Below are 24,564 nucleotides of genomic sequence, written 5' to 3'. Positions count from 1 at the left end.
CGTCCGCTCTTCCCGGGGCACACCACCCGGTCTCCCCTACGTCTGGCCCGAGTCGGACCGCTGATCGCCCTGCGGCTGCTGGTCCCGCTACTGCGACGCCTACTCGCCCTGCGAACCGTCGGCGGGCGGGCTCGGGTCGGGGGAGGTGGGCGGCGGCGTCGACGGCGCGCTGGGGCTGGCCGAGGGCCCGGGAGCGCTGCCGGAGTCCGTGGGCGGGGGCGTCGTGGGATGCGGCGCCGGCTTCGGGGGACCGGTGACCGGGGAGGACGGGTGAACAGGCGCGGCCGAGGTGGGGCCCGGGTGGCTCGGAGCCGTCGTGGGCGCCGAGGACGTGGGTGGCGCGGGCCGCTTCGGTCCGGGCGCGCCCGCGGCGCCCCGGCTCGGACGGCGGACGTCGGCGTCGGCCGCGGCGGCCGGTCCGGCCCCCGCGTGGTGCGCGCTCGTACCCGCCTTCTGGCTCGACGACGGACGGGTGGGCAGGGTCGGCGAGTTGCCGTCCGCGGTGGGTGAGGCGAAGACGAGCGTCGCGGCGGCGATGGCGGCGGCCGCCGTGACCGTACCGGCCGTCGGCGCCAGTCGCCGGCCCTTCGTCCGCTGCGGCGCGGTCCGGAATTGGCCGGGTGTCCCGGCGGCCTGGACCGCCGGGACGACGGGCCGGGCCGGCGGCTCGACGGCGGCGAGGCGCCGAGTGGTGTCGGGCAGCTCGTCCTGCCAGGCGTCGTCCGCGAACCACTCGGCGGCCTCCGCTGCGGTGGGCCGCTCTCCGGGCTGCTTGGCGAGCATCCGCAGCAGGTAGGCGTCCAGTCTCCGCGGGATGTCCGGGCGCAGGTCTCGCGGCGGTACGGGGGCGTCCTCGACGTGCCGCCGCAGGATGGCTATGGGGTGCTCGCCGGTGAACGGCGGCCGACCGGTCAGCAGTTCGTACAGCGAGCAGCCCAGGGCGTAGATGTCGCCCGGGCTGCCGGCGTGACCGCCCCTGGCCGCCTCGGGAGAGAGGTAGAGCGTCGTGCCGAGCACCGTGCCGGTCACGGTGGACGCGACAGTGGTCTCCCCGCTCTCGCTCCGCGCGATGCCGAAGTCGGCGATCTTCACCGAACCGCCCTCGCCCGTCAGCAGGTTGGACGGCTTGATGTCCCGGTGCACGATCCCGCGCCGATGGGCCGCGGCCAGCCCCTCGGCGGTCTGCGTGGCGACCTCGGCGACCCGGGCGAGGGACAGCGGCCCTTCCTCGCGCAGCTCCTGCGCCAGGCTGCGGCCCGGAACCAGTTCCATCACCAGGAAGGACCGGTCGTCCGCCGCGCCGACGTCGTACACGCCCACGATGTGGGGGTGGCTCAGGCGGGCGGCGGTCCGTGCCTCGTGCTGGAAGCGGGCCACCGCGTCCTCGGGGACCGAAGCGGGACCGGCCAGCACCTTCACGGCCACCGGCCTGCCCAACCGGGTGTCCCAGGCCCGCCAGACCTCGCCCATTCCGCCGCGTCCCAGCGGCGCGTCCAGTCGATAGCGATCCGAGAACATCACAGCGCCGGACTCCTTAGCGCGTCAGGGGCCAGCCGCCGTGACTGGACCGGGGCATCTGCCGGGCCGGCGGTGTCGCCACCGCCGGGGTGGACGGGACCCTGTTCCCCTTACCCGGGTCTCCGTCGCGTCCGCGGCACATGAGGACCGTCCGGGGACGGTCTGCGGTCAGGTTTCGGCTACCCGCCCCCGACCGCGTAAACGTCCCCGTCGGGTGCGTCCTCGTCGCGCGCGTCCCCGCAGGCGGCGGGACGGATGCGGCGGGCCGCGGGGTCAGCCGATGTGCCAGCTGAACCCGCCGTTGCTGACCGCGATCATGGCGATGACGAAGAGGACGACGTCGATCGCGCCGAGGATCACGCCGGCCAGCGCGATGCCGTGGTTGCGGGCGGCGCCGCGGTCGGCGTTGCGCATGCCGAGGCTGCCGAAGACGATCGCCAGCGGGCCGAGGACCACGCTGAGGACGAAGAGCCCGACGATGCCGCACACCAGGGCGGCGACGGCCATCGGGTTGCTCTTCGCCCGGGCCTGGGGCGATCGCGAGGTGCCGTAGCTGTAAGTCATGGGGTCGTCTCCCGATTCGCTTGGGGAGTCCTCGTCCGCACCTGCCGGTGCGGCTGCGCCGGGCGCGGCAGCGGTCGTCGCGGAACGCGTTCTGCGGCCGGTGCCGGCGCGGACTCGTCTGTTCCTCAAGGGCCTCCTGCCCGGGCCCGGCGAATTCACCCTGGGCGCAGGCCCGTCGGGCTGCCGGCGCTCGCGGGAAGCCGTGCCGTGACGCCCGGTATGCCGACCCGGACACCCGGGCAGTCGCACAACATGGCTGTCCTGAGAAGAGTTGCCCGGCCCATGCTGGCCTCCGTGTTCATCACCAGCGGAGTGGGAGCCCTGCGCGACCGGTCCGCCCCGGCGCCGAAGCAGGAGTCGGTGCTGCTTCCCGTCGCCCGCCGTGTGTCCTTCCTGCCGCAGGACGAGCGGCAGTTGACGCAGATCAACGCCGCCGTACAGGTGGGCGCGGGTCTGCTGCTCGCAGCCGGCAGGCTGCCGCGGCTGTCGTCGCTGACGCTCGCCGCGACCCTGGTGCCCGCCACCCTGGACGCCCATCGCTTCTGGACCGTCGAGGATCCCGAGGAACGAGCCGTGCAGCGGCGGCACTTCATGAAGAACGTGTCGCTGATGGGCGGGCTGCTGCTCGCTGCCGCCGACACCCACGGCAGGCCGTCGCTGGCCTACCGCGCCCGTGGCACCACCCGCCGCGCCGCCGCGGACGCCGGCGGGGCCGGGCACGCGGTGGCGGCGCGCGCCGGGGAGGCGGCGGACGCCCTGCACGCGGTCGCCTCACGGGCGGCCGACGCCGCCGAGGCCATGCAGGCGGCGGTCGCGCGTGCCGGGGGCGCCGCGGAGGGCGCCCGGGAGACGCTCGGGCGGGCGGCGGCCTCGGTCGCGGACTCCGCCGGCGGACTGGGGCACGAGTTCGGCCGGGCCGTGGACACGGTCACCCACGCCGCGGGCGACGCGGCCCACCACGCGGCCGAGGCCGCGCGCCCGGCGGCCCACAACGCGGCTCAGGCCGCGGCGACCGCGGCGCACCGCGCGGCCGAGGCCGCGGGCCCGGCCGCGCACACCGCCGCCCGGACCGTCGCCGCCGCCGGGCACAGCGTCGCCCAGGCCGCGAACACCGCGGCGCACACGGCCGCCCAGGCCGCGAACACCGCGGCGCACCACGCCGCCGCGGGCCTGCACGACGCCACCGGCAGCGTGCGGCGGCACCTGTCGTGAGGACCGCCGCCGCGGGGCCCGGCCGCGCCCCGCGGCGGCGTCATGTCCGCGGCGGCGTGGCCGTCACTCCTCGGCCAGCACCTGGACGGGCGCGATCCGCGAGAGTGCGCGGATCGGCACGGTCAGCGCACCGCACACCAGGAGCACTCCCGCCGCGGTGGCCAGCAGCGCCGCGCCCGTGAGGGCGGGCAGTCGGCCGCCGAGCAGCCCGGCGCCGAGCGGCAGCACGGTGGCCAGCCCGACGACAGCGCCGGCGATTCCGCCGAGCAGGCCCAGCAGGGCGCCCTCGTACAGCGACAGCCGAGCCAGTTCACGGTCGCTCCAGCCCGTCGCCCGCAGCACCGCCAGGTCCGCGGCACGCTCGCGCTGGGAGAGGACCAGGACGTCTACGGCGCCGGCCGCGCCCAGCAGCAGGGACAGTGCCACCGAGACGTAGTCGACCGAACGGGCCTGAGCCACCACGGCGTTGCCCAGCAGCGAGCCGGCGACCTGGCCCCGGAAGCCCAGGGTGAGCGCCAGCAGCACGGTGAACGCCGCCACCCCGAGGGCGATGCCTGCCGCCCCGAGCGCGGTGCGTCCGGGCGTGCGGGTCAGGTTGCGCCAGGCCAGCGCCCGTACCGAGCGCACGGGGGACGCCCGGCCGGTCCCGGTGACCGGCGGGTTGACGGCGTCGAGCGGCCCCAGACGCGTCGCCTTCCACGCCGGCAGCAGCCCGGCCACGACGGTGAGCAGCAGGGCGACCGGCAGGACGAGAGCGGCTCGGACCGCGGCGTCGCTCATGCCCGGCGCGGCGCCGAGGACGTAGGCGAGGACGGTGCCCACCGCACCGGACAGGGCGCCGACGACCGCCAGTTCCCCGACGATCAGCCGCATCACCTCGCTGCCGCTCCAGCCCAGGCAGCGCAGCGTGCCGATCTCGGTGCGCCGCGAGCGCACCGAGGCGAGGGCCGCCTGCGACAGGAACAGCGCGCACACCACGAGGACCAGCACGAAGAGGATCTCGCTCTTCCGGTCGGCGGCCTTGAGGATGCGCAGGGCCACGCCTTTGGCCGTCCAGTCCTCCCGGACCGTCAGTCCACCGGGCAGGGCCACGTTCTGCGGGGCCGGGGAACTGCCGATGGTGATGTCGACCTGGAGGTCCGGGTAGGCGCGGTGGATCTCGCCCGCGACGGCACTGACCCGCGCCCGCGAGACGGCGTCCACACCGGTGACGCCCGCGACCCGGATCCTGATGGAGCTGATCGGCGCCTTGTCCTGCAGGTCCGGGGTGTGACGGCTCTTCGTCAGTGTGGTGAGCGCGTCGAGGGTGGTGAGCAGGGTCGGTGGTGCACCGAGGTAGCCGCCGAGGTTCCGGTCGGGCTGCAGCGGCGCGTCGTGCAGGGCGCTGCGGGTGGCCGCGTCGGCGCCGACGACCGACGGGGGCCGGTAGGTCTCCATGGGGACCGCGGAGAGGGCGGAGAACCCCGGCAGCCGGTCCGGGTCGTAGCGGCCGACGACGTCCAGGACGGGCGCCGGCAGTCGTCCGGAGTCCCTGTTGATGCAGATGCTGCTCATGCCACCGCAGTCGAAGGTGGCGGAGTGCGGGGTGACCGTCCGGAACTGGGTGCCCTTGTTCTCCTCGGGGACGTCCGTGACGAACTGCTGGTTGATGATGGTCCGCCAGGTCTCCCGGGACTGCGCCGGCCGCACGACGGGGTGGAGCACGCTTCCTGTGGCGGTGTACCGCACCGGACCCGTGGTCCAGTACTCGTCGGTGTCGATGTACGGCCCGTCGCCGTCCACGAAGCTCTGCCCGGTCGACGGGAAGCCCTGGTCGAGGTCGGCGCCGACCTTCCCCACGGGCGTGCCGCGCAGCCCGTTGAGGAAGGTGTGCGCGTGGACGCCGCCGAGGTTCTTCGCGAGCGTGCCGGGGTCGGGCACGTCGAGCTGCTCGACGGAGCCCTCCAGTCGTCCGGACGTCAGGGCACGGCTGCTCAGGACCACCGGGACCCTGTTGTACGGGGATTCGTCCGGGGGTCGCAGCCACGCCGGCTTGTCGCCCTCGCGCAGGGCGCGTCCGGCGACGGTCGCGTGGTCCAGGCCGACCAGGCGGTTCTCCTGGTCCGGATCGATGGCCGACAGCAGCACCGGGTAGCTGACCGGTACGTCGACGTACCCCTGGCCGGAGCCGCTCTGACAGGTCAGCCGGGCGTCGACGTCGGGGTTGAACGGGGACCACTCGCGGAGGTCCTCGGGCAGGTCGATGGGCTTCAGCGGCTTCCCGTAGCCGTCGATGAGCAGCTCCGACTTGTCGGAGTTGTAGTACCAGCACACGTAGTACGTGGACGTGCCGGTCTTCTGCCCCAGGAGTTCGTGCCAGAAGTCCAGGCCTCCGACCTCGTGCACCTGCTTCAGGGGTGCCCGGGTCAGATAGAGGTACTCGTCGGAGCCGGGCACGCTCTGCAGGCCGGTGCTGACCGTGGTCCTCACCCGCAGTACCTGCGACTGCGCCGACGACTTCAGAAAGCGGGAGACGTCGATGTGGAAGTCGTTGTGCACCATGATGGTGCCGACGTTGGCCACGGGCGCGGCGACCTGGACGCCCGCCAGCTTCCCGATCGCCCGGTACTGGCCGAGGGTGATGCCGCCGTAGATGCCGGACAGGAAGTTCGCCTGGACCAGGTCGCGGTCCTTCTCCACCTGGGTCTCCGAGCCCTGGGGACGTACCAGGACGTCGTAGGCGGACCGGACGTTGTGCTGGACCACGCCCACGGTCTGGGCCTGACTGGTGGTCACCGCCGTGGTCAGCAGGGTGAAGCTGGTCGCCGCCACCACCGTGCCGGCGCCGAGCGCCAGCGCGCGCGAGCGGCGCCGCCGCAGTTGTGAGGCGATCATGCCGAGCAGGCCGGGCCGGCCGATGCGTGGGCGCCGGAGGATCACGGGCGGTACCCGCCGAGCCGGTCGAGGGCGTCCGCGGCGGGGGCGACGGTGTCGTCGGCGGTGATCCGGCCGTCCTGGAGGCGGATGATCCGGTCGCAGGAGGCGGCCACCTCGGCGTCGTGCGTGGCCAGCAGCATCGTCATGCCGAAGCGCTCCCGCAGGTCCAGCAGCAGGTCCACGATGTCCCGCCCGGTCGCGCTGTCCAGGTTGCCGGTCGGCTCGTCCGCGAGCAGCAGCTTCGGGCGGCTCACCAGGGCCCGCGCTATCGCCACACGCTGCCGCTGGCCGCCGGACAGCTCCGACGGGAGCGCCTGGGCGCGACCCTCCAGGCCGACCGCGGTGAGCAGTTCCATGCCGCGCTCGCGCCGGTCGAAGTCCACGCGGCGCGGCCGCACCGGCGCCAGGACGTTGTCGAGCGCGGTCAGCGCGGGCAGCAGGTGGAAGCGCTGGAAGACGAAGCCGGTCCGGCGGCGGTGGGCGTCCAGCCGGCGGGCCGTCAGCTCCTCGCCGTCGATCTCCACCACGCCCTGGTCGGGACGGTCCATCCCGCCGGCCAGGTGCAGCACCGTCGACTTCCCGGCTCCCGACGGCCCGGTCAGGGCGACGGACGCGCCGTCCCCGACCTCCAGGTCGACGGCGTCCAGGGCGGTCAACCCCGGGTAGTGCCGGGTCACTTCCCGCAGCGTCACGCGCATGTCGGGCGATCCCCCTCTTCTACATTGTCGCAATGCAGCGCATCGCAGGGGTACATTGTCACAACCTAGGAGGGGTGTAAATGCCACTGCACCACGCGGTGCTCGCTCTGCTGAGTGAGAAGGCGGACCACGGCTACGAGCTCAAGGGCCGCTTCGAGCAGGCCGTGGGGCCGCAGTGGGGCGGCCTGAACATCGGCCACCTGTACCAGATCCTGGAACGGCTCGTCCGCGACGGCTACATCACCCGCTCTCCGGTCCCGCAGAGCGACCGCCCGGACAAGAACGAGTACCGCCTCACCGCCTCCGGCCGCGACGAGCTCCTGACCTGGGCGACGACCGCCTGGGTGCGCACCGGTGGGTACCGCGACGAGCTCTTCCTCAAGCTCTTCGGCGCCGCGTCCCTGGGCCCCGAAGCGCTCGCGTCCCTGGTCGAAGCCCAGCGCGGCACCTACCTGTCCGACATCGGCGGCCTCACCCGGCTGCGCCGCTCCCACGCCGACGACCCGCTGGTCTCCCTGCTGATCGACGCGGCGATCGCCCACACCAAGGCCGACCTGGAACTGGTCGACGCGGCGCCGCAGCGGCTCGCCGCCCTCGCCGAGGCGGCCGCGGGGGCAGCGTCCGTGGAGTCCGCGTCCGCCGGGGCCGCGGACGGCCGGCCCGCGGACGGGCAGCGGGCACCGGGCGATGACGCCGAGGCCCGCCACCGGTCCGGCTGAACCGGAACGGTGACGCTCCCCGGCCCCTACCGAACCGTGCTCAGACGGTGGGCGTGGTGCCGCCGTCGATGACGTACTCGGCGCCGACGATCGACGAGGCACGGTCCGAGACCAGGAACGCAATCAACTCGGCGACCTCAGAAGGACGGTTGGGCCGCCCCAGTGGAATGCCGCCGAGGGAGTCCATCAGCCGGCCGAGCGCCTCGTCGTGGCCGATGCCCGCGTTCTCGGCGATCCGGGCGACGAGATTGTCGGCCGCGGTGGTCTGCACGAAGCCGGGGGAGACGCTGTTGACCCGGATCCCGTGCGGGGCGACCTCGTTGGACAGGCCCTTGCTGTACGTCGTCAGCGCCGCCTTCGCGGCGGCGTAGGCGAGCGTCCCGTTCCACAGCGGCATCCGGCGCTGGATGGAGGAGACATGGACGATCACGCCCCGGCCCGCCTCGATCATGCCGGGCAGCAGGCCGCGGTCCAGGCGCACGGCGGCCAGCAGGTTGGTGTTCAGCTCCAGGGCCCAGTCCTCCTCGCGCAGAGCGGCGAAGCCGCCCGAGGGCGCCTCGGAGCCGCCGAGCACGTTCACCAGGATGTCGACGCCCCCCAGCCGGCGACGGGTCTCCTCGACCACGGCCGCCGCGCCGTCCGCGCGGCTGAGGTCCGCGGCGACGAAGCCCTGCGGGTCCACGTCCTCCGGGCGACTGCGGGAGGTCACCAGCACGGTGGCCCCCGCCTCGGCCAGCCGGCGCGCGACGGCCGCGCCCGTTCCCTTGGTGCCGCCCGTCACCAGGGCGCGTCGGCCCTCCAGGGAATCGCTCACAATGGTGCTCACGCCATGTTCCTTTCGCGGGGTGCGGTTCTGCGAATCGCCACAGGAATTCAAACGCGGCGCGCCCAAAATTCCTATGCCGCGCCGTCCGCGAGTCCTGCTCGATCGTCCGCGAGCTATTCGCCGGCGGGCTTTTCGTCCGCGGGCTTTTCGTCCGCAGGACGGGCGTCCGCGGGATGTGCGTCGGCGGGATTCCGCGCCGGATCCTCCTGCGGGCCGGGGCCGTCGTCCTTCTCGGACTTCAGCTCCATCCACACCGTCTTCCCCCGGCCGTGCGGCGAGCTGCCCCACGCGGTCGCCAGGCTGTCCACGATCACCAGCCCGCGGCCGTGCTCCGCCTGCGCCTGCTCGTCCTCCTCCGACACGGACATGGCCGACGGCAGCGGCGGATGGGCGTCGGAGTCGCGGACCTCCAGCCGCACGCGGTCGTCGTACTCGCGCAGCCGGACGCCGACATCGCTGTCGGCGTGGATCAGGGCGTTGGTGACGGCCTCGGACGTGATCATCTCCAGGGCGTCGGAGATCTGCGGCGCGTCCCACTTCTCCAGGCACTTGCGCACGAACCGGCGCGCGTCCGCGACGCCCCGCAGGTCGTGCCGCGGGATCTCCATCTGCTCGATCCGCCGACTGGCGCCCGCGACCCCGCCCTCGTAGTGCGCCAGCAGCAGCACCAGGTCGTCGTGACCGTCGGCCGTCGTCTCGACCAGCCGGTCCGCCAGCTCCTCCAGGTCGGCGTCCGCGGAGGCCAGCAGGTCCAGCGCCGCCGCGGGGATGTCGCCGGTGCTCGGCCGGTGCATGCCGTCGGTGTACAGCATCAGGGTGGCACCCGGAGGGACGACGCTCGAGCAGTTCGTCCCCGAGGCCGGGGTGATGCCCAGCGGCACACCCGGAACGACGTCGAGATACTCCAGCCGCCCATCGGGATGGCGCAGCAGCGGCGGGGGATGCCCGGCCCGCGCCACCTCCAGGACGCCGTCCTCGACGTTGAGGAAGGCGATGCAGCAGGAGGCGATGAGCTCGGTCTCCAGATCGGCCAGCATCCGCCCGGCGCGCCCGAGCACCGCGGCCGGGTCGTGACCCTCCTTGACGTACGCCAAGACCGCGCTGCGCAGCTGCCCCATGACGATCGCGCTGTCCGTGCTGTGCCCCTCGACGTCGCCGACGATCAGGCCGATGCGCCCGTCGGGCAGCTCCATCACGTCGTACCAGTCGCCACCCAGACCGGCGTCCGTGCGGGCCGGGACGTAGCGGGCGGTGGTCACCACGCCGGGCAGCGCGGTCAGCTCCCGCGGCAGCAGCGTCCGCTGCAGGCTCTCCGACAGGACGTGTTCGTACGCGCCGAGCCGGGCCCGCTCCATGGCGGGGGCCAGCAGGTCGGTGAGCATCATCAGCGCCGCCTGCTCCTCGGTGTCGAGGCGCCGCTCGTCGGCGAAGGACAGGCAGCAGACGCCCACCGGCCGGTTGCCCACGGACAACGGCAGGAAGGCCCAGCTCCCGGCGACGTCCCCGCCGTCGAAGATCCCGGGGTACCGGCGGCGGAGCTCGGCGCGGCTCGGGAAGAACTTCGGGAACAGGGTCAGGGCGGCGTCGGCCCACGGTGTGCCCGCCGTCATCGCGGCGCCGTGCAGCTCGCGGATCACGGAGGAGCCCACGCCGTCGCTGCCCATGATCCACAGCCGGCCGTCGGTGATCTGCCCGATGATCACGCCCTGTGCGGCGAAGGGGCGCATGACCCGTTCCACGACCGCCGGGGCGATCTCGTCCAGCCCGGTCACCCGGGTCAGCCGGGCGCTCAGCTTGTGCACCTGGAACATCAGTGACCAGCCGCCAGAACCGTCCACGCCCGGCACGCCCCACTCGCCCGCGGTGTCGCGGTGGGTGCCGGGGGTCGGCACCAGTACCACATTCGGGCCCGGCGTCACCGGCACGCCCCGCGCCTCCAGGGCGGCCAGCCGGGTGGTCAGGCGCTCGGCGACCGCGACCAGATGTGTCCGCCGGGCGTCGCTCAGCGCCCAGTCCTCGCCCGGCTCCGGCAGCCGCACCACGGTCAGGGCGCCGTAGCGGTGGCCGCCCCGCGCCAGCGGGACGGCGGCAGCCGAGTAGGGGAAGGGGATCACATGGGGGAAGGGCGCGTCGCCGGGCTCGGGGGCCGGTTCGCCGCCCATCGTGACCTCGCCGGTGCGCCAGGCCGTGGCGGAGGCGTAGCGGTCGTCGGTGGACATGACGTCGGGCATGCCGAAGACGAAGGGGATGGATCCCTGGATGACGGCCGCCCGCAGCCGTGACCGGTCGGGGTCGGCCAGATAGACGATGCCTGCGACGGCGCCGGCCGCGGTGACGCACTCCGCGAGCGGGGGCAGGAGCACCGCGGGCAACTCGGCTTCCACGGCCGCGTCGCTCCGCGGATCCCCCGGGTCGTTCGGAAGGTTTCTCATGGGCCGGGTGCCTTCCGCCCTTGGCGGACGCGGTCCTGCCGCACCGCCCCTGCTGACGTCGCGGAGGGTCCGGTGGCCGCAAAGGTGGGAGTCGGGCCGCCCGCACGGGGCGGTTCCGGACTATCCGAGCGTACCTCCGCATACCTGCGGCCGCCGTGCGGAGCGCGCCCGGGCGGGGCCACCGCGGGGCGGCCCGTCAGAAGAAGCCGCAGGTGGGCGCCTCGCCGTGCGGGGCCTCGGCCTCGACACCCGCGGGGGCGTAGATCTCCAGCCGGGTCCCGTCCGGGTCGCGGAAGAAGATCCCGCCGGAGGACGCGCCCTCGGCGTGCGCCACGACGCCTTCGTGGACGAAGCGCGCCCCGAGGGCCCTGACCCGGCTCTGCGCGGCCACCACATCGGCCAGCGAGTCGACCTCGAAAGCCAGGTGGTGCAGACCGGCGCGGGTGTGGGCGAAGGGCTCGTCGGCCTGCTGCCACAGGGTCAGGACGACCTGGCCCGCATGGCCGAGGAAGCAGTGGCCCCGGGCCGGGTCCTCGGCGATCAGCTCGAAGCCGAGGACCTCCTGGTAGAAGGCGCGGGAGACGGCCAGATCGGTCACGCTGATGCCGATGTGTCCGGCGCGCGGTGTGGATGCCATGGGAAGTTCTCCTGTCGGCTAATGGATGAACTCACGAGTTGACATTAGAACTGTAGTGGCTCGGGCATCGCGTCCCGGACGCCGGGACATCAGCGGAGGACTCCGCAGCAAGACAGCGGGCGGGGAGAGGGCGGCAGACGGATCGTCAGCCGAGCGTCCGGACCGTGCCCGTCCGCGCGGACGTCTCGATGGCGTCGATCAGCCGGTGCTGCCGCAGTGCGTGGTCGAAGCCCGCCACGGTGCTGGTGCCGGCGCGCAGGTCCTCGGCGAGGGCGGCATAGGTCTGCGCGACGTTGTGCGCGGGCCCGGTGAGGGTGCGCGGGACGCGGCCGTAGTAGGCGTCGGGCACGGGCATCTCGGTGACGCCGGTGTCGGCGTCACGACCGCCCTGGAGCCGCAGGTCGGCGACCTGCAGGTTCCCGTTGGGGCCGTCGGCGGTGAGCACCAGGTCGCCCCTGGTGCCGTTGATCTCCCAGTGGAAGTTGTCCCCGCGCGAGAAGGCGCCGCGGTAGTACACCGAGGCCACCGCGCCGAGTCCGAGCGCGCCGCTGATCGCGATCTGGTCCGGTGCGGTCACCGGCCGGACCTCACCGGTGTCCGACAGGTGCACCTCGGGGCGGGCCGTCCCCAGGCGCGCGGTCACCTCGGTGAAGTCGCCCAGCACGAAGTTCAGGGCGTCGACGGCGTGCATCGCCGGCACGGTCAGCGCGGTGGCACCCTGCGACGCGTCGAACGTGTAGGCCTGCGCGCCGGTGGTCTCGGGCCCCCACGCCACACCCGAGCCCACCATGGTGGTCCCGAGGACCCGTCCCACAAACCCTTCCTCGACCAGGTCACGCACATAGCGGATGACCGGGGCGTTGCGCGCCTGGAGGCCGATGACGGTGCGGGCCTGCGCGGCCGCCGCGTCGGCGGTCAGGCTCTCGGCCTCGCCCAGGGACACGCCCAGCGGCCACTCGCAGTAGACCGTCTTTCCCGCGGCGAGCGCTGTCGAGACCAGCGGCCGGTGATAGGGGACCTTGACGGCCACGACGACCAGGTCGACGTCCGGATGGGACACCAGATCCCGGTCGTTGTCGAACGCGAGCGGGACGCCGTACTCGGCGGCCGCCGCTTCGGCGGAGGCCTGACGGGTGGTTGCGACCGCCCGCACCTCGAAGCCGTCGAGGGCGCGCAAGGCCGGCAGGTGGCTGAGCGAGGCCCAGCCGCCGCTGCTCGCGCCGATAATGCCGACGCCGATGGTCTTCATGGGATGTTCCTTTGCTTGGATGCGCCGGCGCGCAGGTGCTGCCGGCGGACTGCCGAGGGACCGGGCCGGTCCGGGGCGGGGGTGGAGGTCAGTCGGCGAAAGCGGGGGTCAGTCCGCGGCGGCCGGGGGAGGGAGCCGGAAGCCGGGGGAGGAGGTGTGCGCCGATGCCGAAGAGGTTGGGCGTCAGCCGGTAGGGAGTGCCGCCGGGCGTCGCCATCGGACCTCCTGTCCCGGTCTGCCGGTGCCGAGGTCAGGCCACATCGACGACGACCTTGCCGCGGGCGTCACCGGTCTCGACGGTCCGGTGGGCGTCGGCGACGGTCTCGAGCGTGAAGTGGCGGGGATCCACCAGGGGAGTCAGCAGACCCTGGTCCACCAGCGCCGTCACGTTGGCCATGATCTGCCCGTGGTGCTCGCGGGCCCGGCCGGTCAGCATCGGCAGCAGGGTGAAGACGCCCGAGTAGGTCGCGCCGCGGAACGACAGCGGGGCGATGCTGTGCGTGCCCCAGCCGAGCGCGCTCACCACGTGGCCGGTGTAGTAGCGGGCGGCGGCGAAGGACGCGTCGAGGGTGGCGCCGCCCACGGTGTCGAAGACGACGTCGAAGCCCTCGCCCGCGGTGTGCGTCTCGACGTACTCCTCCACACTCGTGGAGGTGTAGTCGATCGGTGTCGCGCCGAGCTTCTCGATGGTGGAGAGGCTGCGGGGGGAGCCGGTGGCGAAGACCTCGGCGCCGCGCGCCCGGGCGATCTGGATCGCCACGTGCCCGATGCCCCCGGCGCCGCCGTGGACCAGCACCTTCTGGCCGGAGTCCACGGCCGCCCGGTCGACCAGCCCCTCCCAGGCGGTGATGGCCACCAGGGGGAGCGCCGCCGCCTCGCGCATGCTCAGCGAGGCCGGCTTGGGCGCCAGGAGCCGGGCGTCCACGGCCGCGTACTCGGCCAGCGAGCCCTGCAGGTCGCCGACGCCGCCGGTGAGCCCGTACACCTCGTCGCCGGGGGCGAAGCCGGTGACGTCCGGGCCGACGGCCGCCACGACGCCCGCCAGGTCGAGGCCCAGCACGGCCGGCAGGACGCGTCGTGCGTGTGCCGCCTTGCCCGCCCGGATCTTGGTGTCGAGCGGGTTCACGCCGCTCGCCCCGACCTTGACGAGAACCTGGCCCGGGCCGGCCGTCGGGGTCTCGATCTCGGTCAGCCGCAGGGGCGTGTCGAACTCGTTCAGGACGAGAGCGCGCATGGTGACTCCTCAGGTCGGTCGCGACCGCGAGGCCCGGGGCCGCGGCGGCACGTTTCCACTGTCGTTCCGACCCGGCCGCTCTTCATCTCGGGCGGGGCGGGGCCCGGCCTGAGACAAGGCCGGTCCGGGCTGGACGCACCCCAGTATGTGCACATGCATGCTTTTGCGAGTGGTCTTCCGGACCCCGGCGCATTTTCTCAGGACGCTCGCGCACAAAGCGGGGTGCGGGGAATAGCCCAGGCCTGGTACGCGCTGGCGCCATTCCCTGGCAGGGGCCAGGACACGGAATTCACGAGCGCGACCACCCTTTCCCGGAAAGGGATCGCGCGTCGCGGAAGACCGGAACCGCCGAAAACACCGGAAACGCCGGAAACACAGAAAGGATGGCGCATGCCCGCCAACGACATGAGCCGCCCCACCGTCCTGCTGGTCCACGGGGCATGGCACGGCGCCTGGTGCTGGGATCACCTCACGCCCGAACTGGAGCGTCTGGGCTGGCAGACCGCCACCGTCGAGCTCCCCAGCGCCGCGCCGGACGCCGGGCACCACGCGGGCATGTACGAGGACGCCCGTGCCATCGGCGAACGCCTGGCCGCACTCGACGGCCCGGTCACCGTGCTCGCGCACTCCTATGGCGGCATCCCCGCCACCGAGGCCGCCGCCTCGGCCGCCAACGTGACGCGGCTGATCTACCTGTCGGCGTTCCAGCTCGACAAGGGCGACTCGCTCGGCAGCCAGAGCGGCGGCACGCTGCCGACCGGGCTGACCGGAACTCTGCCGCCCAACCCGGAGCCCCGCGAGTACTTCTACAACGGCGTGCCCGACGAGGTCGCCGCCTGGGCCGCCGGGCGGCTGGTCCCGCAGAGCATCGCGTCCTTCAACGAGCCCCTGAGCGCGGCCGCCTGGCAGTCCGTCGAGTCCCGCTACATCGTCTGCGAGCAGGACAACGCGCTCCCCGCCGGCTTCCAGCGGATGATGGCGGCCCGCTCCGGGCGCACCTACAGCCTGGAGGCCGGGCATTCCCCGTTCCTCTCGATGCCCTCGCGCCTCGCCGAGATCGTCACCGCCGACGCCGACGCCGCCACCTCCTGAGACGCCGCGTCCGGCACACCGAACGCCGGTTCCGGCGGGTCGTCACGACCCGCCGGAACCGGCGTCGGCGGTGCCCGCGGTGCCCGCAGGTGTCAGGGGAGCCGCACCACGGACTTCCCCGCGCCCGGCGCGCTCTGCTCGGCGATCATCCGCGGGACCTCCGCGAAGTCGTACACCCGGCCGAGCGGGACCGAGATCCGCCGGTCCCCGGCCAGCTCCGCCAGGCGTCCCCAGGCCGCGGCCTCCGCCTCGGGCGAGACGGGCGTGGCGAGGACGCCGACAGCCGAGTAGTTGCGCAGCAGCAGGTCCATCGCGTCCAGGGCCACCGGCCTGCCGCTGGCGAGACCGATGAGGACGATGCGCCCGTTGCGGGCGATCCCCCGCAGCGCGGCCGACGCCGTGTCGCCTCCCACCGGATCGAACACCACGTCGGCGCCGCGGCCCCCGGTGAGGTCCGCGATGCGCGAAGGGAGGTCCTCCGTACGGTGGTTGATCGGGTGATCGGCGCCGAAACGCGTGCAGAGGTCCAGCTTCTCCTGGCTCCCCGCCACGGCGATCACCGTGGCGCCGAGGGCCTTTCCGAGTTGCAGGGCCGCCCCGCCGCTGCTGCCGGCCGCGCCCAGCACGAGCAGCGTCTGCCCGGCCTCGACCGGAGCGCGTTCCACGAGACCCGCGTAGGCGGTGCGGAACGCGATGGGGAATCCCGCGGCCTCCTCGTCGGTCATGCCGGCGGGCACGCGCATCGTCGACTCCTCGCGCAGATAGGCGTATTCGGCGTATCCGCCCCAGCCCTCCAGGAACGCGGTGATGCCGGTGACCCGCTCGCCCACGGCGAACCGCGAGCCGGCCGGCGCCGCCACGACCTCGCCCGCCGCCTCCTCGCCGAGACCGAACGGCGGGTTGCCCAGCAGCGGGAACCGGCCGGCGGTCATCATGACGTCGGGGTAACCGGCGCCCGCCGCGCGGACACGGACGAGCACCTGGCCGGGCGAGGGCTCCGCCCACGTCATCTGCCGCAGTTCCACGGACTCTTCGGGGGGACCGAACCGCTCGAGACGCCATGCCTGTCCGGAAAACATTCCGCTGTGCTCCTTGTGCGAGACCGAAAAGTTCAGTGTCGTGCCGGCCGCGCCTCGCGCGGTGCTTCCAGGGACGCACGAACAAGAGGTCCGGACGCGCGCGCACGCATTTCGCGCGTGCGGCGGGAGAGATCGGGCTGTGTGCCATGATGGAGGAACGCTGGCGCATACCCGGAGTTTCAAGGGCGACCTATGGATCCGTTGACCGATGTATTCGGTCTGCTCGACGTGCGGGCGGCCCAGTTCGCCCGTCTCGAAGCACAGGCGCCGTGGGGCATTCAATTCCACGGATATCGCCACATCAAACTCGGCGCCGTACTGCGGGGGAGCTGTGAGGTCTGGGCCGAGGGTCTGGACGAGCCCGTCCTGATCGAGCAGGGTGACTGCTACCTGCTCGGCAACGGCCGCCCCTACTGGCTGCGCAGCGGACCCGACGTGCCCCTGACGTCCAGCGCGGAGGTCTTCCGCAACTTCGTCCCCGGCGGCACGGTCCGGTGGGGCGCCGCGCCCGACACAGTCGTCGTCGGCTGCGGCTTCCACTTCGACGAGGCCAACGCCGCCGTCCTGCTGGACGTCCTGCCCGAACTGGTCCACGTTCCGGCGGCCTCGCGGCCGGCCGAGCCGATCAGGAGCTCCCTGCGGCAACTGGCCGCGGAGACGGCGTCGTCCGGACTCGGATCGCAGCTGATCACCGAGCGGCTGGCGCACATCGTCCTGGTCCAGGTCCTGCGCGCCCACATCGCAGCCAAGGGGAACGCGGGCGGGGCGTGGCTGACGGCCCTGGCCGATCCGCAGATCGGCCAGGCCCTCGAGCTCATCCACGAGTCGCCGGCGATGCACTGGACGGTCGCGGAACTGGCGGCCAAGGTCGGGCTGTCGCGGTCGGGGTTCTTCGCGCGGTTCTCGAACCTCGTCGGCATGCCGCCACTGGAATACGTGGCCCGCTGGCGCATCCGGTCCGCGGCGCGGGACCTGCGCGGCGGCACACGGAAGATCTCCTCGATCGCGTCCGAATGGGGCTACAGCTCGGAGAGCGCCTTCAGTCACGCATTCAAGAGGATCATGGGCACGTCGCCCGGCCGCTATCGGGCGGTCGCCCGGGCCGGCCCCGGGGCGGACGCCTCCGGGTGAGACGCCGTCTTCCCCGTCGCCGTGCCCGGCGAGCTGTTCCAGCGTCGGGTGCGGTCCCAACTTCTGCGGTGGAGACGCATTCTCCTTGCTGCACTCCGCGAAGCGGAAATACCGTCATGTGCCACGGCTGGACGGCGCCGCAGGAATTCCGGACGGTCGCGCGCACGCTTCAAGCGGTCTCGGGCGGTTTCAGGCGGCCGAGGCGCCGGCGCGGGCGTAGAAGGCGGCGAGCGCGGCCGGGTCCTTGACGTAGACATCGATCTTCCGCGTCGTTTCGCCGACGACGTCATGCAGTTCCACCATGGTGAGCGGGAATGCCTCCCCGGTGGAATGGGCCGTGAGCGTCCCGGTGAGGGTTCCGACGACCCCCGCGGCGCTCTCGAAGACGTCGAATGCGGTGATCTCGACCGCCGCGTACGTCATCATCGCGCCCAGCACCGCCTGCGCGAACACGTCGCGGCCGCGGTGGACTCCGCCGTAGGGGAGGGCCGGAGGTTCGTCCACGACCACCTCGGGATCGAGCCGCGCCATCACGCCGGGCACGTCGCCGGCGCGCAGAGCCTCGTACAACGCCCGCACAACATCGCCGCCACTCATCGAAGCCTCCAAGTTGCTGAGCACTTAGCAAGTAAGTTTGCGCGCTACGATTCTCCCGTGTCAACCGAGCAGAACTCCGAGGACAGGCCGGCAGCAGCCGTCGCCGCGCCCCCGCCCGCGCCTTCCCGGACGCAGGCGGAACGACGTGCACTGACCGAGGAGCGTCTGCTGGACGCCGCCTTCGCCATCGTCGCCGACCGCGGCGTGCGGGCCGTGACGACCGCCGCCGTCGGCGAACGGGCCGGCTACTCGCGGGGCATCGTCAACCACCAGTTCGGCAGCCGCGACCAGCTGATGGTGCGTCTGGCCGAGACCGTCCAGGGACGGTTCACCCCGGCGCCCGAAGGACGGCGAGGGCGCGCGCACGTGCTCAACGTCGTGGACGACTACCTGGGCACCGTCCGCTCCGACGCCAGGGCCATGCGCGTCTTCCTGCGCCTGTGGGCCGCCGCCGTCGGCGACGAGGAGCCGGGCCTCAGCGCCGCCTTCACCCGCCGGGACGCCTTCTTCCGCGACTACCTGCGCGACGCGCTCGCCGAGGGCCGGGCGGACGGCAGCGTGCGCGCCGACATCGACCCCGCCGCGACGGCCGTGGCGCTCGTCGGGCTCGTCCGCGGGATCGCCATGCAGTGCCAGGTCGACCCCGCCCTCGCGTCCGACGACCGGGTGCGCGCCGCCGCCCTGGCGCTCATCGACCACGGGCTGCCCGTGCGGGGCTAGTGCTCCGGCCGGGCGGGCCTCGCGGGTTGGCGGCGGCGGGCCCGGAACCGGTGGGAAAGGGCCTTCGCCGGGGAGGAAGGGGTTCAGCGAAGTGGCGTGAACGGCCTGCCCCGGCGGGGTCACTCACCCAAGGCCTACACCGGCACGCGGACGAAGCCCTCGGTCCAGTGGTCCTCATCGAGGCCGTACTCTCCGATCTGGAAGCAGTCCGGCTCGTCGGTGAAGCCCGGTAGAAGACGGGCGCGGCGCATCCGCTGATCGGCCGCGGCCTCGGAGGAGTAGATACCGAGCAGCTTGACGTCGTCGCCGTCCTGCTCGTCGATGAACACGCCCCCGTCGTCAAGGTGGATCGTCTCGCCGTATGGGCCGGCCTCGTTCTGGTGACTGATGTGCCAGAGGGGATAGACCTTCACGGGCGCAGGCTACCCGGCGCCCATCCGGTGAACGCTCGCGTCAGAGCTGAGGTCGTTGCCGTTCACCCGTGGCCGGGCAGGCACTCTTCACGGACCTGCGCGAGCTCAGTGGAAAGTGCGTCCGGGGCGTGGGGTGGGCCTGCGGAGATCGGGTCGGCCGGCCACCCGATGGCGCCGCACCCCTCCCGGTCACGCCACCGCCCGCCGGGTCATGCGGCGTGCAGCAGGGCCTCGGTCTCGGCCGCGGACAGCTCGGCGCCGTAGACCGTGGTGCCCGGCTGGTGCTTGCGGCCGCCCTCGCCGAGCCGCCCGGCGTCCACCGGGTCGAACCCGATGTCCCGGATCAGGCCGGCGACGACCGCCTTGGCCTCCTCGTCGGCTCCGGAGACGGGGATCGCCAGACGCCCGGGATCCCCCCGCGGCCGCCCGCGGTCCCGCAGGTACTCCCAGTAGATGGCGTTGAACGCCTTCACCACGTCCGCACCGGTGAACGCCTGGATCTTCTCGCTGGACGTCGTGCTGTCCCCGTCCAGCTCGGCGTCGTGGCCGTCCCGCTCGGGGTAGTAGTTGCAGGTGTCGATGACGACCTTGCCCCGCAGCGTCTCGGCGGGCAGTTCGCGGTGGCGCCCGTACGGCACGCTGACCACGACCACCTGGCCGAACGCCGCTGCCTCCTCGACCGTGCCCGCCCGGACCGGCCCGCCGATCCCGGTGACCAGCGCCTGCAGCGTCTCCGGTCCCCGCGAGTTGGCGAGCACCACCTCGTGGCCGATCCCGGCGAAGTGCCGGGCCAGGGACGAGCCGATGCGGCCCGCGCCGATGATCCCGATACGCACGATGTCCTCCTGGTCGCTCGCGCGATTCCCGCCGCGACCGCCGGCCCGGCCGGCCGCCGGACCCACGGCATTCCGTCAACGGGTTTCCCGGCACGTCCCCGGGAAACCGGCACGGCGTTCCCGCCCCAGCGCCCCGCGAACCCGGGTTCCCCGAGGCCGCCCGCGCCGATTCGTCCGCGCCGACCAGTCCCCGCCGACCCGCCCATACAGACCCGCCCGCACCGGCCGGGCGCATGCCGCCGTCGCCTTCCGTGGGACGAACGCGACCGAGGGGGTAGCCGGTCCGTACAGGCCGACCGTGCGGCGAGGAGGCGACGATGCCGGATCCGGGACGCGAAGGGACGACGGCGGCGGGCCGCCAGGACGCGGCCACGACACGGGTCGAGGACCCGCCGCTGCTGTCCGGACACGGCCGATTCGTCGCCGACCTGCGCGTTCCCGACTGCGCCGACGCCGCCTTCGTCCGCAGCCCCGTGGCGCACGGCCTCCTGCGGTCGGTCGACCTGACCGCGGCACGCCGGGTCGACGGGGTGCTCGGCGCCTGGTCCGCCGCGGACCTCGACGACGTTCCCCTCGTGCCGCCGATGATGCGCCCTGAGCCTGGCCACGGCCGCGCGTGGCCTGCCCTCGCCACGGACCGCGTCCGGTACGCGGGCGAAGCGGTCGCGGTGGTGGTGGCGGACGACCGCTACCTGGCCGAGGACGGCCGGGACGCCGCGCGCGTGTCGATCGACGCCCTGCCCGCCGTGCTGGACCCCGCCGACTCCGCCGGCGACGAGGTCCGTCTTCACCCGGGCGCCTCGAACGTCGCCATGGAGACCACCGTCGGCGAGCCCGTCGACCCGCGGGTGTGGGACCGGGCGGCCGTCGTCGTGCGGGCGCGGTACCGGCATCCGCCGCTGTGCCACACGTCGATGGAGGCCCGGGCGATCCTCGTGCGGCCCGAGCCCGCGGGGGCGCTCACCGTGTGGTGCTCCCACCAGGCGCCGCACCGGCTGCGGAACGACATCGCGGAGGTGTTCGGCCTGCCGCCCGGGGACGTACGCGTGGTCGTGCCCGACGTGGGCGGCGCGTTCGGCGGCAAGAGCGAGACATGGCCGGAGTACCTGGCGGTGGTCCTCGCCGCACGCCGGCTGGGCCGCCCGGTGCGCTGGGTGGAGGACCGTCACGAGGCGCTCACCGCCGGCCCGCGCGGACGCGCGCAGACGCAGGACGTACGGCTGGCCGCCGACGCCACCGGCCGTTTCCTCGCCATGGAGCTGCGCACCGACGCCGCCGTGGGCGGATATCCGCACACCGGCTGGTTCCTGCCCGAGGTGACCGCCCGGATGGCCGCCGGCGCCTACGCCACCCCACACGTCCACGTGCGGGCGCGGGCGTTGCTGACGACGACACCGCCGCTGTGCCCCTATCGCGGCGCGGGCCGGCCGGAGGCGGCCTACGCGGTGGAGTGCACCGTGGACCTGCTCGCCCGATGGCTCGGCATGGACCCGGCGGAGCTGCGGCGCCGCAACTTCGTCCCACCGGACCGCTTCCCGTACGACACGCCGACCGGCTTCCGCTACGACAGCGGCGACTACGCGGCCGCCCTGGACCTGGCCCTGGAAACCGCCGGCCACGGGCACTGGCGCGCCGAGCAGGCGCGCCGCCGCGAGCACGGCGGCCCTCCGCTCGGCATCGGCATCTGCGCCTACGTCGAACGCTCGGGAGCCGGCGGCGAGTTCGGCGCGGTCGAGGCGCACGCCGACGGGACCTTCACCGCCACCTCGGGGTGCTGCTCGACCGGGCAGGGTCATGCGACGAGCTTCGCCCGCGTGGTCGCGCGCGAGCTGGGCGTGGACCGGCACCGCGTCCGGGTGGTCGAGGGGGACACGGCCCTCGTGCCGCGCGGCGTGGGCTCCTTCGCCTCCCGCTCGATGCAGAACGGCGGCGAGGCGCTGCTGCAGAGCGCGCGGAGCCTGGCCGGGGAGGCCCGCGAACGGGCCGCGGCCCTGGCCGGCGTCCCTGCCGGCGACGTCACTCTCGACGGGGGCACGCTGCGAGCGGGCGGCCGGACGTTCACGTTCGCCGACCTTGCCAGGCGCGAACCGCTGCGCGCCGAGGCACAGGTGGAGCCTCCGCAGGCGTTCCCCTTCGGTGCCTACGTGGCGGTGGTCGAGGTCGACCCGGAGCTGGGATCGGTACGCGTCCTGCGGCTGGTCGCCGTGGACGACTACGGCACGGTGATCGACCCGCTGATCGTGCGCGGCCAGACCTACGGGTCGATCGCGCAGGGGCTCGGCCAGGCGCTGTGTGAGGAGAGCGTCCACGACGAGGACGGCGTGCCCAGGTCGGTGTCGCTCCTGGACTACCTGCTGCCCACCGTCGCCGAGATGCCGGAGGTGGCGCAGGCGGAGACCTGCTCGCCGGACCCGAACACCGCGCTGGGCGCCAAGGGAGCCGGTGAGGCCGGGTGCATCGGCGTCCCGCCGGCCGTGGTCAACGCCGTCGCCGACGCGCTGCAGATCGACCCGCCGGCCCTGGCCATGCCCCTGACCCCCGAGACCTGCTGGGAGGCCGCGCGATGAAACCGGCGGCGTTCGCGTACACCGCGGCGAGCACGCTGGAGGACGCCTTGCGGGAACTGGCCGCCGCCCCGGAGGAGTCGCACGTCCTGGCCGGCGGGCAGAGTCTGGTGCTGGAGATGAACCACCGCGCCGTCCGGCCCACCCGGCTGGTCGACATCAACACCGTCCCCCATCTCGGCCTGCTGCAGACCGATGACGCCCCGGACGACGGGGCACGGCTGCGGGTCGGCCCCCTGGTCCGCCACCGGGCTTTCGAACAGCCCGTGGACGAGGGTCCCTTGGGGCGGCTCCTGGCGCTCGCGGCCCACTGCCTCGCGCACCCGCCGATCCGGGCCCGCGGCACCATGCTCGGCAGCCTGGCCTACGCCCACCCCACGGCCGAGTGGCCCACGCTGGCCGTCACCCTGGGCGCCGAACTGGACCTGCGAAGCGTGCTGGGACACCGCACCCTGGCCGCGGAGGAGTTCCTCGCCGGCCCCTTCACCACCGCGCTCGCGCCGGGGGAGATGCTGACCGAGGCCCGCTTCCCCGTCCTTCCCAGCGCCACCGGCGTCGCCTTCCTGGAACACCGGCCCACCGCAGCCGGGTTCGCGGTGCTCTCCGTCGCCGTCGCCCTCCGCGTGGCCGACGGCACGGTCGTCGACGCCCGGATCGGACTGGCCGGCGCAGCCCCGCGACCCGTGCGCGCCCCCGCTGCCGAAGGGCTGCTGACCGGCCGGCCGCCGACCGACGAGGCGATCACCGAGGCCGCGGCGGCGAGCGCCGAGACGGTCGCGGACCCGCCGGCCGATCCGCCCGCCGGCATCCCCTTCCGGCAGCACGCCGTGCGGGTCCTGACGCAGCGGGCCCTGCACCGGGCCCGCGACGACCTCACGGAGCGGACATGAGGATCACGCTGACGGTCAACGGCGAGGAACGCCGCCTGGACGTCGAACCCCGGCGCACCCTGGCCGACGCACTGCGCGAGGACTGCGGCCTCACCGGCACGCACCTGGGCTGCGAGCACGGGGCGTGCGGGGCCTGCACGGTCCAGGTGGACGGCACCGCCGTCCGCGGCTGCCTGTTGTTCGCCGTCCAGTGCGACGGCAGCACCGTGCGCACCGTCGAGGGCCTCGCGGCGGCCGACGGCACGCCCCACCCGCTGCAGACGGCGTTCAGCCATGAACACGCCCTGCAGTGCGGCTTCTGCAGCCCGGGCTTCCTCATGCTGACCGCCGCGGCCCTCGACGAGGACCCGGCCGTCGCCGACGATCCCGACCGGCTGCGCGAACTGCTGGCGTCCAACCTCTGCCGCTGCACGGGCTACGCCGCGATCCGCCGGGCCGTCCGCCGCGCCGCCGGCAGCGGCGGGACCGAACCTCCCGCCGGCTGACGGACGGTGCCACCCTGTGGTCAGGCGGGCCCGGCGATCGTCCGGCCCGGCATCGGCTCCGCGAGCGCGGCCCGCCGGGCCGGGGCTTCGAAGGGATCGGCGAAGTACTGCGTCTCGTGCACCACGTGGTCACCGTCGAACTCCATGACGCTGACCGAGAACGTCGGCACGCCGTCGTAGGTGATGACGCATTCGCTGACCCACAGGGTCGCGTGGCCGGTGATCCGCGTGACGGTGAAGTGCCGGTCCGCCGGGTGACCGCCGCGCTGCGCCGCGATCGTGCCGCGGCCGTGGAACCGCTCACCCGATTGCGGGTAGTCCAGGATCGCGTCGGCGGCGTAGACGGCGTGTTCGGCTTCGGTGTCCCCGCGTTCCGAGGCCTGCCAGTGCTCCTCGATCGCGGCCCTGATGCGGTCGTCGGCATCCATGGCATCGTCCTTCCGTGGCGGGGCCAGCCTAACCGCCGGTCAGAGAGGAAACCGGGATCGACGGGGCGTGGCGGCGGGGGCGACCGCGGCGCCGGTGGCCGCGGGCGGCGGGCCGGGCCTGCGCAGGGAGACCCCGGCGACCTGCACGACACCCCCTCCGCGCTGCGCGACCACGTCCGGGCCATGTGCCGCCGCCACACCGAGGCACCGGCCCGGGTCGTCGCCGCGGAAAGGGGCCTGGCCGCGGACGATCCCGCCTGCAGCGCCCCGGCCCCCTGCGCCCTCGAAGCGCCGCGCACGGCCCGTGGCCACGACGACCCGTGT

At 73.8% G+C, this 24,564-nt stretch carries 23 protein-coding genes; 8 read left to right on the top strand and 15 right to left on the bottom strand.

Annotated features, from left to right (window positions below; translation table 11 throughout):
* Positions 1 to 99: 99 nt before the first annotated feature.
* Both K7862_RS26140 and K7862_RS26135 read right to left on the bottom strand, forming a co-directional pair.
* Positions 100 to 1,518 carry a serine/threonine-protein kinase gene (locus tag K7862_RS26140; protein ID WP_262413821.1) on the bottom strand — a complete coding sequence of 473 codons (1,419 nt, stop codon included), beginning with the start codon at positions 1,516 to 1,518 and terminating at the stop codon, positions 100 to 102.
* Positions 1,519 to 1,791: 273 nt separating this feature from the next.
* Entirely contained in the window at positions 1,792 to 2,082 is a 291-nt protein-coding gene (locus K7862_RS26135) for a DUF4190 domain-containing protein (RefSeq protein ID WP_222966792.1), read from the bottom strand.
* A gap of 282 nt (positions 2,083 to 2,364) precedes the next feature.
* On the opposite strand from K7862_RS26135, the gene K7862_RS26130 reads away from it, so the two are divergent.
* The gene (locus K7862_RS26130; protein WP_262413813.1) at positions 2,365 to 3,294 is read left to right on the top strand and encodes a DoxX family protein; all 930 of its coding nucleotides are present in this window, start codon (positions 2,365 to 2,367) and stop codon (positions 3,292 to 3,294) included.
* 63 nt (positions 3,295 to 3,357) lie between these two features.
* Here K7862_RS26130 and K7862_RS26125 read toward each other — a convergent pair whose 3' ends face one another.
* Together K7862_RS26125 and K7862_RS26120 are read right to left on the bottom strand one after the other, a co-directional pair.
* On the bottom strand, positions 3,358 to 6,213 hold the full coding sequence (locus K7862_RS26125) for an FtsX-like permease family protein (RefSeq protein WP_308012192.1): 2,856 nt from the start codon (positions 6,211 to 6,213) through the stop codon (positions 3,358 to 3,360).
* Positions 6,210 to 6,908: an ABC transporter ATP-binding protein gene (locus K7862_RS26120; protein WP_222966788.1), complete on the bottom strand. Its 699-nt coding sequence runs from the start codon at positions 6,906 to 6,908 to the stop codon at positions 6,210 to 6,212. The genes K7862_RS26125 and K7862_RS26120 overlap by 4 nt, the downstream gene beginning before the upstream one ends.
* Before the next feature lie 80 nt (positions 6,909 to 6,988).
* On the opposite strand from K7862_RS26120, the gene K7862_RS26115 reads away from it, so the two are divergent.
* A complete protein-coding gene (locus K7862_RS26115; protein ID WP_222966786.1) occupies positions 6,989 to 7,627 on the top strand; it encodes a PadR family transcriptional regulator in 639 nt (212 codons plus the stop codon).
* Between the two features lie 40 nt (positions 7,628 to 7,667).
* Here K7862_RS26115 and K7862_RS26110 read toward each other — a convergent pair whose 3' ends face one another.
* The 6 genes from K7862_RS26110 to K7862_RS26090 form a co-directional block, all read right to left on the bottom strand.
* Positions 7,668 to 8,444 (bottom strand): SDR family oxidoreductase, encoded by a 777-nt coding sequence (locus K7862_RS26110; protein ID WP_372461682.1) that lies wholly within the window; start codon positions 8,442 to 8,444, stop codon positions 7,668 to 7,670.
* A gap of 122 nt (positions 8,445 to 8,566) precedes the next feature.
* Positions 8,567 to 10,885: an ATP-binding SpoIIE family protein phosphatase gene (locus K7862_RS26105; protein ID WP_222966782.1), complete on the bottom strand. Its 2,319-nt coding sequence runs from the start codon at positions 10,883 to 10,885 to the stop codon at positions 8,567 to 8,569.
* A gap of 196 nt (positions 10,886 to 11,081) precedes the next feature.
* Positions 11,082 to 11,522: a VOC family protein gene (locus K7862_RS26100; RefSeq protein ID WP_222966780.1), complete on the bottom strand. Its 441-nt coding sequence runs from the start codon at positions 11,520 to 11,522 to the stop codon at positions 11,082 to 11,084.
* A gap of 145 nt (positions 11,523 to 11,667) precedes the next feature.
* Positions 11,668 to 12,771 (bottom strand): Gfo/Idh/MocA family protein, encoded by a 1,104-nt coding sequence (locus tag K7862_RS26095; RefSeq protein ID WP_222966778.1) that lies wholly within the window; start codon positions 12,769 to 12,771, stop codon positions 11,668 to 11,670.
* 88 nt (positions 12,772 to 12,859) lie between these two features.
* The gene (locus K7862_RS37830; RefSeq protein ID WP_262413812.1) at positions 12,860 to 12,988 is read right to left on the bottom strand and encodes a hypothetical protein; all 129 of its coding nucleotides are present in this window, start codon (positions 12,986 to 12,988) and stop codon (positions 12,860 to 12,862) included.
* Between the two features lie 33 nt (positions 12,989 to 13,021).
* A complete protein-coding gene (locus K7862_RS26090) occupies positions 13,022 to 14,005 on the bottom strand; it encodes a zinc-dependent alcohol dehydrogenase family protein (RefSeq protein WP_222966776.1) in 984 nt (327 codons plus the stop codon).
* A gap of 390 nt (positions 14,006 to 14,395) precedes the next feature.
* On the opposite strand from K7862_RS26090, the gene K7862_RS26085 reads away from it, so the two are divergent.
* Positions 14,396 to 15,097 carry an alpha/beta hydrolase gene (locus K7862_RS26085; RefSeq protein ID WP_222966774.1) on the top strand — a complete coding sequence of 234 codons (702 nt, stop codon included), beginning with the start codon at positions 14,396 to 14,398 and terminating at the stop codon, positions 15,095 to 15,097.
* A 92-nt stretch (positions 15,098 to 15,189) separates the two neighbouring features.
* Here the strand turns inward: K7862_RS26085 and K7862_RS26080 are convergent, their stop codons facing one another.
* Positions 15,190 to 16,176 (bottom strand): NADPH:quinone oxidoreductase family protein, encoded by a 987-nt coding sequence (locus K7862_RS26080; protein WP_222966772.1) that lies wholly within the window; start codon positions 16,174 to 16,176, stop codon positions 15,190 to 15,192.
* Positions 16,177 to 16,377: 201 nt separating this feature from the next.
* On the opposite strand from K7862_RS26080, the gene K7862_RS26075 reads away from it, so the two are divergent.
* Complete coding sequence (locus K7862_RS26075) at positions 16,378 to 17,307, top strand: AraC family transcriptional regulator (protein ID WP_222966770.1); 930 nt, start codon at positions 16,378 to 16,380, stop codon at positions 17,305 to 17,307.
* Positions 17,308 to 17,496: 189 nt separating this feature from the next.
* Here K7862_RS26075 and K7862_RS26070 read toward each other — a convergent pair whose 3' ends face one another.
* Positions 17,497 to 17,904 carry a nuclear transport factor 2 family protein gene (locus K7862_RS26070; RefSeq protein ID WP_222966768.1) on the bottom strand — a complete coding sequence of 136 codons (408 nt, stop codon included), beginning with the start codon at positions 17,902 to 17,904 and terminating at the stop codon, positions 17,497 to 17,499.
* A gap of 57 nt (positions 17,905 to 17,961) precedes the next feature.
* Here K7862_RS26070 and K7862_RS26065 point away from each other — a divergent pair, with 57 nt between their 5' ends.
* Positions 17,962 to 18,624 (top strand): TetR/AcrR family transcriptional regulator, encoded by a 663-nt coding sequence (locus K7862_RS26065; RefSeq protein ID WP_222966766.1) that lies wholly within the window; start codon positions 17,962 to 17,964, stop codon positions 18,622 to 18,624.
* Positions 18,625 to 18,758: 134 nt separating this feature from the next.
* On the opposite strand, the gene K7862_RS26060 is transcribed toward K7862_RS26065, so the two are convergent.
* Positions 18,759 to 19,037, bottom strand: coding sequence for a DUF7336 domain-containing protein (locus K7862_RS26060; RefSeq protein ID WP_222966764.1), 279 nt, complete (start codon positions 19,035 to 19,037; stop codon positions 18,759 to 18,761).
* Between the two features lie 209 nt (positions 19,038 to 19,246).
* The gene (locus tag K7862_RS26055; protein ID WP_222966761.1) at positions 19,247 to 19,873 is read right to left on the bottom strand and encodes an NADPH-dependent F420 reductase; all 627 of its coding nucleotides are present in this window, start codon (positions 19,871 to 19,873) and stop codon (positions 19,247 to 19,249) included.
* A gap of 317 nt (positions 19,874 to 20,190) precedes the next feature.
* Between K7862_RS26055 and K7862_RS26050 the strand changes: the two genes are divergently transcribed.
* From K7862_RS26050 to K7862_RS26040, 3 genes are read left to right on the top strand one after another with little or no spacing between them, the layout of a single operon-like run.
* Entirely contained in the window at positions 20,191 to 22,440 is a 2,250-nt protein-coding gene (locus K7862_RS26050) for a xanthine dehydrogenase family protein molybdopterin-binding subunit (RefSeq protein WP_222966759.1), read from the top strand.
* Positions 22,437 to 23,327: an FAD binding domain-containing protein gene (locus K7862_RS26045; RefSeq protein WP_222966757.1), complete on the top strand. Its 891-nt coding sequence runs from the start codon at positions 22,437 to 22,439 to the stop codon at positions 23,325 to 23,327. The genes K7862_RS26050 and K7862_RS26045 overlap by 4 nt, the downstream gene beginning before the upstream one ends.
* Entirely contained in the window at positions 23,324 to 23,812 is a 489-nt protein-coding gene (locus tag K7862_RS26040) for a (2Fe-2S)-binding protein (RefSeq protein ID WP_222966755.1), read from the top strand. Before K7862_RS26045 ends, K7862_RS26040 begins: the two co-directional genes overlap by 4 nt.
* A 20-nt stretch (positions 23,813 to 23,832) precedes the next feature.
* Here K7862_RS26040 and K7862_RS26035 read toward each other — a convergent pair whose 3' ends face one another.
* Positions 23,833 to 24,240, bottom strand: a complete 408-nt coding sequence (locus K7862_RS26035) for a nuclear transport factor 2-like protein (RefSeq protein WP_222966753.1) — start codon at positions 24,238 to 24,240, stop codon at positions 23,833 to 23,835.
* Between the last annotated feature and the right edge of the window lie 324 nt (positions 24,241 to 24,564).

This window comes from Actinacidiphila acidipaludis (genome assembly GCF_019890725.1).
GTDB lineage: Bacteria > Actinomycetota > Actinomycetes > Streptomycetales > Streptomycetaceae > Actinacidiphila > Actinacidiphila acidipaludis.
Note: the sequence above shows the minus strand (reverse complement) of the source record. Positions and strands in the feature narration are given on the sequence as shown.